The sequence below is a fragment of the Paenibacillus sp. 481 genome, assembly GCF_021223605.1.
Classification (GTDB): Bacteria; Bacillota; Bacilli; order Paenibacillales; family Paenibacillaceae; genus Paenibacillus_B.
Window position 1 is genome coordinate 719,571 of the sequence record NZ_CP075175.1, and the last position, 12,424, is coordinate 731,994.

Consider the following 12,424-nt stretch of genomic DNA (forward strand, 5'->3'; position numbering starts at 1 on the left):
GCGTATTTAAATAAATTCACTAAACATTTTCTTTATTCGTTCCATAAAGCCTGGGTTGTTCGTCGATTCCGTAGGAGTCGACTTGCGTGCTGACGCCTTCTTAGCACCGCCACCCGGATTACGTGTGCGGAAAGAACGCATCACATGATGCAGAACACCAACACCACTAACGAAACCAGGATCTCGTACGCCAATAAAGTCAGGCACCGCTATACGAACTGAAGTTTGCAGCTCTGCTTGAGCTGCTTTAAGTACTCCTGGCATCGATACTGTCCCACCTGACAAAATGTATCCACCAGGCAAGTCCGTATACCCAAGGCGTTTAACCTCATTTTTAACGAGTTGGAATATTTCCAGCACTCGCGGCTCAATAATATTCGCTAAATAAACTTGATCAAATTCTTTTTCAACGTTGCTGCCGATACGCGTCACTTTGAACACTTGATCTTCAGCAGCGTCTTCAATCCAAGCGCAGCCGAACTTAAGCTTTACTTTTTCTGCATGATCGGACATCGTGCGTAAACCGTATGCAATATCATTAGTTACAAAATCGCCACCGATTGGAAGCGTGGATGTAGCAACGAGTGTCCCTTCTTGGAAAACGGAAATCGTTGTAGCACCAGCACCAACGTCAACGAGCACAGAGCCCATCAGCTTCTCGTCTTTCGACAAAGCCAATTGTCCTCCGGCTAGCGACATTAACACTAGATCTTTAACATGCAAATCCGCTTTCTCAACGCAACGCATTAAGTTATGTATGGCAGTCTTTGCACCCGTAATAATAGTTGCGTCCACCTCAAGACGAACGCCAATCATACCGCGAGGATCATGAATATCTTCCAAGCCGTCAACGATATATTCTTTCGCAACGACATCGATAATTTCCCGTTCAGGCGGCAAAGCGATAACTTCTGCCGCTTTAAGAACACGCTCAATATCTTCTTCGCCAATTTCACGGTCTTCGTTAGATACGGCAACTACGCCGTGGCTCGATTGCAATCCGATATGGTTGCCTAATATCCCTACGTAAACTTCCGAAATCTCAATGCCGACCATGCGTTCTGCATGTTCTACGGCACTGCGAATCGATTTCACAGTTTGATCAATATCTACAATCGCACCTTTGCGAATTCCTTCTGAGTCAGCAGATCCAACGCCGATAATTTGCAGCGTTCCGTTGTTAATTTCCCCGATGATAGCGCGCACCTTGGATGTACCGATGTCCAAACTCACAATGATGTCATTGCTGCTCAACCCGTGGCACCTCCCACTTCCAAGTCAATTGGTATGTCTTGTTCCCCTGACACTTTGTATTGTATTCAACAAAGTTTAATCATTCCCTCTTTTTTCTAGAGATTTTTTAAACTTGCAATCAACATGATAGGTTCATCAAAAAATGTAAAGAAAAAAGAAGGAGGTCTAAGGAAACCAATAAGCTTTATTCTAGCATTTTTTCCGATTATTGAGTAGAGTTTTTTTCCGGCTCCACATTTTGCTCACTCTCTTGTTGTAGGCTCGTAAACGGAATATATGAATCCGCCTTCAGCATCGTAATTTGTCCCGGTTCCTGTGTTTGGATAACTCCGTTTAAATACGTCATTTTTTCTGGCAGCAGTGTGATGCTCGAAATGACTTCAAAGCCTGACCGCGTATACATCTTGATTCGATCAGGATAAGAGTCTGAAGGAAACGAACGAATCTCCGAAATATCGGCTAGCAGCCCTTGCGAGATGCGAGCTAACTGCACAGATAGTTTACCTTTTAGTTCTTTTTTCCCTGACCACTGTGTTAGCAAAGGCTTTTCAATGACAGGCATCGTCTGCTGGTTAATAGCTACTTCCGTCCCATTTTCCAAACATGCAACGACACGACCATCTCCCGTCAACTCATAGGCAACGACTTTAAATTGTTGTAGTTCGACATGAATTGCCCCAGGAAACTGCTTGTCCACTTGTACAGCTTGAACGAATGGATATTTCGCTTTAATCCTCTCGGAAATCGCCGCTGAACTCGTACCGAAAAAAGGCATTCCAACACGAAGCCCCGTCGTGTCACTCAGCTCCGCAACGGTAATAAATGGATGTCCACTGTAATGAATCTCAGTCACCTTACTAAGTGGTGAGCGAAAAAACAATACACCCAACAATACGAGAAATAGAATTAACAAGAGCCAAACTATTTTTGATCCTCTGCGCTTGCTCGCAGGCTTATCTGGCAAAGGGGGAATTGTCCTTCTCTGCAATCTGTTCAACCCCTTAATTCCCATTTGAAATCACATATTTCCCCTCCACGTGTACAGGAGGGGAAATCGTGTATTTAACCATTTGCAAAATCCAACCGCGATACAGGTGAATAACGCTCAATACGTGCACCAAGGCGGCTAAATATATGTTCAATTTGATCGTAGCCTCTATCAATATGATGAACCTGCTCAATAACGGTGCGGCCTTGCGCAGCCAAGCCTGCAATGACTAATGCAGCACCTGCACGCAAATCTGTCGCTTCTACTGTCGCACCATATAAGCGAGTAACCCCTTTAATAAATGCCGTACTTAAGTCCACGCGAATGTCCGCGCCCATACGTGCTAATTCTTCGACATGTTTGAATCTGCCTTCAAAGATCGTTTCTTTCATCACACTGAAACCATCACATAATGATAACATAACCATTAGTTGAGATTGCAAATCTGTCGGAAACGCTGGGTACGGTGATGTCACAATTCGCTCGACCGCTCTTGGTCGCCCGAAACATGTTACATTAATTATACCATCACTTGTTGCAATCTGAACACCAGCACGTCGCAATATATGAATTAAACTTGTCAAGTGTCCGGCATGTGCGTTTGTCAATGTAACCGCGCCGCGCGTAGCTGCGGCAGCTATCATCAACGTGCCAGCCACGATCCGATCTGGAATAATTTCATATCGCTTGCCAATGAGCTGGTTGACCCCTTCGATCGTGATGGTATCTGTGCCCGCACCTATAATGTTGGCACCCATCTGGTTAAGAAAATTTTGCAAATCCACAATTTCTGGCTCGCGAGCAGCATTCGTCAACACGGTTGTTCCTTCTGCAAGCACGGCTGCCATCATAATATTTTCTGTAGCGCCTACGCTAGGAAAGTCAAGGTGAACATCCGTTCCAACGAGCCGCTCTGCACGGCACGTTACACGACCCCCACACTGCTCCAACTCTGCTCCTAACGCTTGCAGTCCGCGCAAGTGCAAATCGATTTTACGCTCTCCGATTGCACATCCACCAGGCTGGTAAATGTGCACTTCTTTAAATCGCGCAAGCAACGGTCCCATTAAAAAGATAGAGGAGCGCATTTGACGCATCAAATCTTCTGGCACGTGAGCGGATCGAGTACCCGTCGTATCCAAAGTAACTGTACGGCCGTCCTGCACAGCATTACAACCAAGTCGCCGCAAAATTTGAAGCATGACCTCAATATCTAACAATTGCGGCACGTTATCGAGCTGCACGACGCCATCGGCCAGAATCGAGGCTGCAAGAATTGGTAAAGCGGCATTTTTAGCTCCTTGGATACGAATGGTTCCCGAAAGAGGCTTTCCACCCTCAATCACCAATTTGTCCAATGTATCACCTCCGTGATTACCGCTCACCCACCAACAACACTTCCGGCACCAACGCGACTCCAAACCGATCTCGGATCGTCTGTTGAATGCGCTCAATCAGGGTGAGCACGTCTGACGCTGTCGCTTGCCCGGTGTTTACAATGAAATTGGCATGCTGTGTGGAAACTTCGGCTCCGCCAATGCGATAACCTTTTAAGCCGGCTTCTTGAATAAGCCGCGCCGCGTAGTCGCCTGATGGATTGCGGAAAACGCTACCTGCACATGCCGTCTGTAGTGGCTGTGTACGTAAACGATGCTCTTTATTCGCTGACATCGTAGTCGCAATTTGATTCCGATCCCCACATTCCAAGCGGAACGTCGCTTCCAATACAATCCCTTTTACGTCATGCAGCACGGAATGACGATAAGCAAACTGCATATCTTCCTTGCTGTAACGCACCAATTCCCCTGTTTCCAGTACAATCTCAGCAGATTCAAATATACGCGACACGTCGGACCCTAGTGCGCCAGCATTCATGTACACGGCCCCGCCAACCGTGCCTGGAATACCACCAGCAAACTCAAGTCCCGTTAGTCCCTTTTTCCCAGCCATAATCGAAAGCTTGATCAAGGAGTAACGCCCACCCGCACGTACAATACTTTCTTCAAAATGTACGTAATCGAGTTCTGTCCCCAGTAGGATGACAGCGCCGCGAAATCCTGTGTCAGCTACGAGTAGATTCGAGCCGCGCCCAATTGTCATCCAAGGAATTTGATGCTCATGCAGCAATTTTACAGTGAGTGCAAGTTGCTCTTTGCCGAGCGGTTCGATGAGAAGGTCTGCGCTTCCACCAATTTTCCACGTCGTATAAGAAGCTAATGGCTCATCTGTTTGGTAGGTTCCTAGTTGCTGTGCCTTATATTGAGATATAAATGGCTGGAGCATACGATAATCCTCCTTTACCCTGACAACCGTCGCAGGCAGAAATCCGTGTAAGGCTTTACGCTTATGTTTGGTAATAGCTATAGGAGACGGTCACGATTATACAGTATCTTATGATAGTGCAACCCGTTGTGTGACAGACGCCTACCAAGCACTTGAAAATGACTGAAATAAAAACGTCGCGGCACACATTTGACATTCATCAACAATAGTTACAAATACGTAATCCGAAGAGGGCTGAATCGTTGAAGTAGAGAACTCATTAGCGGCAATGATAGCTGGAAAAGTAGCGTAGGATGTACACCATTTCTAGAAGGAAAATGAAAAATCGGGCAAGTGTTACTTGCCCGCTAATCGTTCCATTTCAGTTACAACGCGCATTGCTGCGTCCGGTTGCCCGTAATCTTTAGCATGTTGAGACATCGTCTGACGCTGCTGCTCGTTGGTCATCAGCGCTTCAATGTGGCCAAACAGCGTCTGTGCAGACAGTTGCTTCTCTGTCAGCATGACAGCTGCTCCCGCGTCATCCAAGGAACGAGCATTCGCTTCCTGGTGATTGTTCGTGACGTTTGGCGACGGAATCAGGATAGACGGTATGCCAAGCGCCGTTAATTCTGCTAACGAGGATGCACCTGCACGACTGACAGTTAGCGTGGTAGCAGCAAGTACCTCCGGCATATTGGCGATATACGGCAAGATGTGCAAGTGGTTGCGCACACCTTCGCTCGCCTTAAGCACCGCAGCACGTGTCTTTTCATAATAAGTCTGACCTGTCACGTATACAAAATGAATATCCGGCAGCTGCTTGAGCAGCGGCACCATGCCAATCATCGCGTCGTTTACGGCCTGAGCCCCGCGGCTTCCGCCCATAACAAGCACGATGCGACTGTCTTGAGGAAGACCGAGCGACGCAAAGCCACGGTCGCGATTCGCTTCCACGACAGCTGTAGCTCGCGGATTACCCGTATATTGAACGCGCTTCGCTTGAGCAAAAAAGGTTGTCGATTGCTCAAAGCTGACCGCGACCGTATCCACATATCGGCTCAAAAATTTGTTCGTTAAGCCTGGAATGGCATTCTGTTCGTGTACCAGTGTCGGAATGCCCAGCTTTGCTGCGGCATAAAGGACTGGGCCACACACATAACCGCCTGTTCCTACGACAACGTCAGGCTTAAATTTTTTCAACATTTGCTTCGCTTGTCTTACGCCACGAATAAAACGCATAACGGTTTTTACATTTTCAAAAGACAACTTGCGTCTAAATCCGGTAATATTTATCGAAGCGAATGGAAGCCCTTCTTCAGGGACGAGCTTACTTTCCAATCCACGTTCTGTTCCTATATATAAAAAAGCGCAATCGGGATAACGTTTTTCAATCTCCCGTGCGATGGCTAGCGCAGGGTAAATATGTCCACCCGTTCCGCCGCCGCTTAGCACGACGCGCATGTCTTTCACCTCGCAAAACGTGATATGTTTAATAATATTCCGAGCGCGGTTAGCATGAGCGTCAAAGATGAGCCTCCATAACTGATCAGTGGAAGCGTAATGCCTGTAACGGGCATCATTCCAATAACAACACCAATATTAATAATAACTTGGATGGCCACTATACCGACGATGCCTACTGCTAGCAGGCTACCGAACGTATCAGGAGCGGTCAACGCTATGCGCATACCGCGCCAAACTAACAATAAAAAGAGCAAAAGGACTGTAAGACCGCCAATAAAGCCGAGCTCTTCGGCTAAAATAGAAAAAATAAAATCCGTTTGCGGTTCTGGTACGTAGCTATATTTTTGTCGACTTGCACCGAGTCCAAGTCCGACCAAGCCACCAGGTCCAATCGCATATAACGATTGAATGGATTGATAACCAGCACCTAACGGGTCCTCCCAAGGGTTGAGAAACGCTGTAATACGCGCCAAGCGGTACGGGGCAGCAGCTACGAGTGCAACGAAGCCTGCTAGTCCGACTAAAGCCAGCGACATTAAATGCTTCATACTTGCACCTGATGTAAAAATAAGCAGCAACGACGCCCCAACCATAACGGTACCTGTACCGAGATCCGGTTGCAGCATAATCATACCAAAGGCAAGCCCCATAATGGACAACGCCGGAAGCAAGCCAGTCGCAAAGGATGTAATACGCGCTTGTCCGTCCGATAATAATTTAGCCAAGAACACGATCATCGCGAGCTTCATAAACTCCGACGGTTGTATACCGAAGGAACCTATGCCAAGCCAGCTTCGCGCCCCACCGCGCACGTCGCCTATCCCAGGAATAAGTACAACAACGAGCAGCGCAAAGCAGGCGATTAGGCCAATCTTAGCGTAGCTTCTCCATACGTTATAGTCTACGTTCATCGTGAAAAACATCGCTGCCAAGCCGAGAACGGCAAACAATAATTGACGTTTAACAAAATAATAGGAATCGCCATAATCATGAAACGCCAGCACGGAGCCAGCGCTGTATACCATCACGATGCCGATAGCTAACAGCGATACAATGGAGACGATCAGCCACAAATCGGGCGCGGTTCGTGCTTTGACCATGCGGTACACCTCATCAGACAATGTAGGGGCTTGAACACCCCCCTACTACAGACTATGCACCGCTGCTTTAAAAATGCGTCCCCGTTCTTCATAGGAAGGGAACATATCCCAGCTTGCACAAGCTGGTGACAACAGCACAACATCTCCAGCCTCGGCCAACTGTGAGGCCTCAGCTACAGCTTGCTGCACAGCTTCGGTGGCATTATCCACATTGTCGACGATAACAATGTTGGCTAAACCTGCTTCACGCGCCATGTTAGCCATAATGTTACGCGTTTCGCCAAGTGTAACGACCGCCTTTGCACGTTCACGCAGGACGGGAACAAGCTCACGGAAATCGAGACCACGATCGAGACCACCTGCGATGAGGACAATATTGCCGTCGAACGCTTCCAACGCCATACGCGTTGCAATCGTGTTCGTTGCTTTGGAGTTATTGTAATAAGTGACCCCTTCACGTTCAAGGACATACTCTAGACGATGCTCCACTCCCTTGAAGCTGCGCAGCGGCTCATAAAGCGATGCGGGTTCAGCACCGGCTGCCAAGGAAATCGCACTTGCAGCAAGCGCGTTGTCCACATTGTAACGGCCAGGCAAACCAAGCTCGTGAACCGCAATAAGGGTATGTACGTCGCCTTGTTCATCGCGGTATACAACGCTGCGCTCGACAGCGTCGTCGCCCTCACCGAACGGCGGTTCTACAAATACACCGTTCCCGACGATCCGCTTTGTCGAAGAAAACCACATCTGACGAGCTTCGATATGCCGCGCGATGTGCACACATGACTCATCATCTGCATTTAGTACGGCAACATCTTCCGCCGTCATATTCGCGAACATACGCGCTTTAGAATCGACATAATCGTCCATCGATCCATGATAATCAAGATGTGTTTCAGCGATGTTAAGCAAGCTTGCTACACGTGGTCGGAACTGATCGGTTCCTTTCAACTGGAAGCTACTTAACTCTACAACCATCATGTTATCTGCTGTCGCTTCTTCTGCGGCCTGACATAGCGGCGTGCCGATATTTCCAGCCACAATCGGGTTCAGTCCGGCTGCGTCCAACATCCGACCTACCCAAGTTGTCGTAGTCGTCTTGCCGTTGCTTCCTGTAATACCGATAATCGGTGCTGGGCAAATCCATGAAGCAACCTCAACTTCTGTTACCACGTCAATCCCTTTAGCGAGCGCTTGCTGCACAGGTGGTGAAGTGTAAGGAATACCTGGATTTTTGACAAGTAAAGACACATCATCATGAACAAGATCTGCCGGATGACTGCCGCATACAACACAAATGCCCAAAGCTTCTAATTCTGAAGCTTCGGGACACAAATGGCGTTCCTTTTTATCGTTTACGGTTACGATTGCGCCGCGTTCATGAAACAGTTTTGCCACATGAACGCCGCTCTTGGCAAGGCCGAGCACGACGACGTGCCGACCTTTATATGTGTTAGGATGATTCAAGCGATTACAACCCCTTATTAATCCAAAGTCCAAGTCCTGCCAATAAAATACCTACTGTCCAAAACGTAATGACGACACGCCATTCCGACCAGCCCGTCAACTCAAAATGGTGGTGAATCGGGCTCATTTTAAAGACGCGTTTACCACGTGTTTTAAAGGAGACGACTTGAATAATGACGGACAATATTTCGATTACAAAAATACCACCAATAACGAGAAACAATAGCTCGGTCTTCGTCAAAATGGCGACAGCAGCAATCGCGCCACCAATGCCGAGCGAGCCGGCGTCACCCATAAATACTTTAGCGGGATGGGCATTGTATACAAGAAAGCCGAGTACGGCCCCAATCATAGCCGCTGCGCCTACTGCTGCAGAAATTTCAGACATTTGCAACGCAATAATAGCGAATCCCGCAAAAGCGATCGAACTCGTTCCAGACAACAATCCATCCACACCATCCGTAAAGTTCACTGCGTTCGTGATCGCAAGAAACATAAAAATAATAAACGGATAGTAGAAGAAGCCTAAATCCAAGCTCAATGATGTCCCCGGAATAGAGATGACCTCACTATGACCGGATTGCGCCAAAATAACACAAATAACAATAGCAAAAAACAATTGCCCGAACAGCTTCTGCATCGCAGTTAAGCCTAACGAACGTTTAAAAATAATTTTGATGTAGTCATCTAAAAAGCCAATCAAACCAAATCCGAGCGTCGCAAACAGCATCACATAAAAATCAGTGTCCATCACTGAAAATTTCAAAAATGCGAGCGTGAAGGCGAGCAAAATAATGACGCCGCCCATCGTAGGCGTGCCTGATTTTTTCAAATGGGATTGTGGCCCATCCTCTCGAACTTGCTGACCAAATTTCAACCGCTTAAGAATCGGGATGCATAACGGGCCCAATATGACGGCTAAGATAAAAGATACACCGATTGTCATTAACATCAACTTGAAGTCCATTCCTTTCACCTCCCGTTACAACGAACCGACTAATGCTCGACACTTATCCATTCATTGACAATCTCTTCGATTTTCATTCCTCGCGATGCTTTAATTAAGACGACATCTCCAGCGCTAACTTCGCTTAGCAAACGAGCTTTAAGCTCTTCTTTATCGTCAAACGAATAGACGTTATTTTCTGGATAATGTTGCCGCGCACCACGTGCAATGTCGCGTCCAAGTCGGCCGTACGTGAGTAAAAGGTCAACCTTGTCTGGTGTAATCGACGTTCCTACCTCTTCATGCAACTCAGCCTCTGTAGGCCCGAGTTCCAACATATCTCCAAGCACTGCAATACGCTTGCCTACGCAAGCGATGTTGGCAAGTACATGCAAAGCTGCTTTCATCGCATGTGGATTCGCATTGTATGCATCGTTGAGAATCGTCCAGCCGCCTGTCGTTTGGAAACGTTCAAAGCGCATGCCACTAATGCGTGCCTGTTCCAAACCCTGCGCGATCCGCTCTTCTTTAATGCCAAAACGGCGGCCAACTGCAATCGCCGCAAGTGCATTCAGTACGTTATGCTCACCTAGTATCGGCAAGCGATACGTTCGATCACTAGCTGCGTTCGCAAGTGTGAACGACATGCCGTCTTCATGGTACGTCACCTGTTGTGGACGCAAGCTACAATTGTCGCCATGACCGTAGCGTACGATATCCATCTCTTCAGGGCGAACGGTTTCCGCTTCCGCCAACACTTGGTCGATCAGCGGCTCGTCACCATCACAGATTAACACGCCTGCGTAAGGCAGTGCGCACGTGATTTCCAACTTCGCACGAGCAATCTCTTCCCGTGAACCAAGCTGAAGCAAATGAGCGTCACCAATATTCGTGACGACCGCTACGTCCGGCTCTGCCAATTGGGACAGCAGCGCAATTTCGCCGCGACCGCTCATGCCGAGCTCGACGACGAGCACTTCTGTCGTTTCTGGCATAGCCAATATCGTAAGCGGAAGTCCGAGGTGGTTATTAAAATTCCCGTCCGTCTTATGAACTTCGTATTGCTGCGCAAGCACAGACGAAATCAAATCTTTCGTCGTCGTCTTGCCGCTGCTGCCTGTCACAGCAACTACTTTAAGCGGATGCTCTTGGCGGTAAGCTGCGGCAAGCTTTTGGAGCGCTTTAAGCGTATTTTTGACGACAATGAGCGGCGCATCTTCCGGCGCGTTCTCATGGTCAGCCTGCCAAAAGGCAGCCATTGCACCATCTTGCAATGCCTGTTCAACGTAAGCATGTCCGTCGAACCGTTCACCCACAATCGGTACAAACAACGAACCTGGCATCGACATACGCGAATTCGTATTCACTCCACGTACGATACGAGCGCCGTGTTGTGCGTCCTTCAGCTTTCCACCGCACATACGTGCTATTTGGTCTAAAGTGTTTTGAATCACTACAATAATCCCCTTATCGCTTCTTTCGCCACGATCCGATCATCAAAATCGAACGTTTCTTTACCAATCAATTGGTAAGTCTCATGGCCTTTCCCCGCAATCAATACTACATCTTTAGGGCTTGCCATTTCAATAGCCTTCGTAATCGCTGCACGACGATCAACGATCAACTCGTAACGATTCTGATCGATCCCTAATTCTTGCAAACCTGCTTCAATATCGAGCAAAATGCCGTTTGGCTCCTCAGTCCGTGGGTTATCGGACGTAACAAACGAGTAGTCCGCATAGCGGGCCGAAATTTTACCCATAAGCGGGCGCTTCGTCCGGTCGCGATCTCCACCGCAGCCGAAGACACACAGCACGCGTCCTTCCGCAAATTCTTTGACGGTAGACAATACGTTCTCTAAGCCATCCGGCGTATGCGCATAATCGACGATGACCGAGAAAGGTTGGCCTGCCTCTACAGGCTCCACTCGACCGTCAACACCTGGAACCTCTTCCAAGCTGTTACGAATTTGCTCTAGCTCTACGCCTTCAATCAAGCCAACAGCAATAGCTGCAAGCGCGTTATATACATTAAATTTGCCGACCATACGCAATTGAATGGACGTGCTCCCTTTAAACGTGTGAACCGTAAAGCTTGTGCCCTTAGCTGTAATCCGAATGTTGTCCGCATAAATGTCTGCTTGCTCGGACAATCCATAAGTGATCGTCTCCGCAGCTGTCATCTCATCAAACGGTGCCGCAGCCGCATCGTCAGCGTTCAATACCGCATAGGAGCGCTCTGCTTCATTGGCTGCAAACGTATTACCTAAGCGTGAAAAGAACAGCCCTTTGGCCTCACGATACGATTCCATCGAGCCATGGTAATCCAAATGGTCCTGCGTCAAGTTCGTAAATACGGCCGCACGGAAACGACAGCCCTTTACACGCCCTTGTACAAGCGCGTGAGACGATACTTCCATCGCCACCGCCTGCACGCCCTCGTTTACCATATTACGCAAAGAGTGCTGTAATTCCAACGCATTTGGCGTCGTACCTGACATCGGGAACGACTGGCCATTATAGCGTGTTTCAATTGTGCCGATAACGCCTGCGCGCTTGTTGGCATCGTTTAATATTTTTTCAATCAAATAGGTCGTCGTCGTCTTGCCGTTCGTACCTGTAACGCCGATCAAGCTTAGCTCTTGGCTCGGCGATTCATAAAATGCATCCGCAAGTACAGCTAACGCATGACGTGCATCCTTCACGATGATTTGTGGAGCTTGCACAGGAAGCAAGCGTTCAACGACGAGCGCTGCTGCGCCTTGAGCAATCGCTTGCTCCGCATATTGATGCCCATCTAAGGCATTGCCTGAAATACAGACAAACAAAGCACCTGCTGTTACTTTGCGAGAATCTACTACCAATCCACGAATCTCTGTTTGGCCTTCGCCTTGCAATTTCGCAGAGATGAGTCGTGAAGCTAGTTCGGATAGTTGTATGG

At 48.1% G+C, this 12,424-nt stretch carries 10 protein-coding genes; all 10 read right to left on the reverse strand.

All coding sequences use genetic code 11. The annotated features are described in order from the left end of the window. Positions 1 to 6: 6 nt before the first annotated feature. Entirely contained in the window at positions 7 to 1,254 is a 1,248-nt protein-coding gene (gene ftsA / locus KIK04_RS02950; RefSeq protein WP_232276846.1) for a cell division protein FtsA, read from the reverse strand. Positions 1,255 to 1,459: 205 nt separating this feature from the next. After that, positions 1,460 to 2,242 (reverse strand): cell division protein FtsQ/DivIB, encoded by a 783-nt coding sequence (locus KIK04_RS02955; RefSeq protein ID WP_232276847.1) that lies wholly within the window; start codon positions 2,240 to 2,242, stop codon positions 1,460 to 1,462. 74 nt (positions 2,243 to 2,316) lie between these two features. Then, positions 2,317 to 3,600, reverse strand: a complete 1,284-nt coding sequence (gene murA, locus KIK04_RS02960; RefSeq protein ID WP_232276848.1) for a UDP-N-acetylglucosamine 1-carboxyvinyltransferase — start codon at positions 3,598 to 3,600, stop codon at positions 2,317 to 2,319. Positions 3,601 to 3,616: 16 nt separating this feature from the next. Beyond that, entirely contained in the window at positions 3,617 to 4,525 is a 909-nt protein-coding gene (murB, locus tag KIK04_RS02965; RefSeq protein WP_232276849.1) for a UDP-N-acetylmuramate dehydrogenase, read from the reverse strand. A gap of 336 nt (positions 4,526 to 4,861) precedes the next feature. Further along, a complete protein-coding gene (gene murG / locus KIK04_RS02970; RefSeq protein ID WP_232276850.1) occupies positions 4,862 to 5,968 on the reverse strand; it encodes an undecaprenyldiphospho-muramoylpentapeptide beta-N-acetylglucosaminyltransferase in 1,107 nt (368 codons plus the stop codon). Positions 5,969 to 5,973: 5 nt separating this feature from the next. After that, the gene (gene spoVE / locus KIK04_RS02975; RefSeq protein ID WP_232276851.1) at positions 5,974 to 7,071 is read right to left on the reverse strand and encodes a stage V sporulation protein E; all 1,098 of its coding nucleotides are present in this window, start codon (positions 7,069 to 7,071) and stop codon (positions 5,974 to 5,976) included. Between the two features lie 45 nt (positions 7,072 to 7,116). Then, positions 7,117 to 8,538, reverse strand: a complete 1,422-nt coding sequence (gene murD / locus KIK04_RS02980; RefSeq protein ID WP_232276852.1) for a UDP-N-acetylmuramoyl-L-alanine--D-glutamate ligase — start codon at positions 8,536 to 8,538, stop codon at positions 7,117 to 7,119. A 4-nt stretch (positions 8,539 to 8,542) separates the two neighbouring features. Further along, positions 8,543 to 9,505, reverse strand: coding sequence for a phospho-N-acetylmuramoyl-pentapeptide-transferase (gene mraY, locus KIK04_RS02985; protein ID WP_232276853.1), 963 nt, complete (start codon positions 9,503 to 9,505; stop codon positions 8,543 to 8,545). Positions 9,506 to 9,534: 29 nt separating this feature from the next. After that, positions 9,535 to 10,938 (reverse strand): UDP-N-acetylmuramoyl-tripeptide--D-alanyl-D-alanine ligase, encoded by a 1,404-nt coding sequence (locus KIK04_RS02990; RefSeq protein WP_232276854.1) that lies wholly within the window; start codon positions 10,936 to 10,938, stop codon positions 9,535 to 9,537. Next, entirely contained in the window at positions 10,938 to 12,422 is a 1,485-nt protein-coding gene (locus KIK04_RS02995) for a UDP-N-acetylmuramoyl-L-alanyl-D-glutamate--2,6-diaminopimelate ligase (RefSeq protein ID WP_332330014.1), read from the reverse strand. Before KIK04_RS02995 ends, KIK04_RS02990 begins: the two co-directional genes overlap by 1 nt. Positions 12,423 to 12,424 lie beyond the last annotated feature (2 nt).

Bases quoted from the DNA above. Each gene is read 5' to 3' on its own strand.
- murB (WP_232276849.1), bottom strand. From the start codon at position 4,525: ATGCTCCAGCCATTTATATCTCAATATAAGGCACAGCAACTAGGAACC.
- murG (WP_232276850.1), bottom strand. From the start codon at position 5,968: ATGCGCGTCGTGCTAAGCGGCGGCGGAACGGGTGGACATATTTACCCT.
- spoVE (WP_232276851.1), bottom strand. From the start codon at position 7,071: ATGGTCAAAGCACGAACCGCGCCCGATTTGTGGCTGATCGTCTCCATT.
- mraY (WP_232276853.1), bottom strand. From the start codon at position 9,505: ATGGACTTCAAGTTGATGTTAATGACAATCGGTGTATCTTTTATCTTA.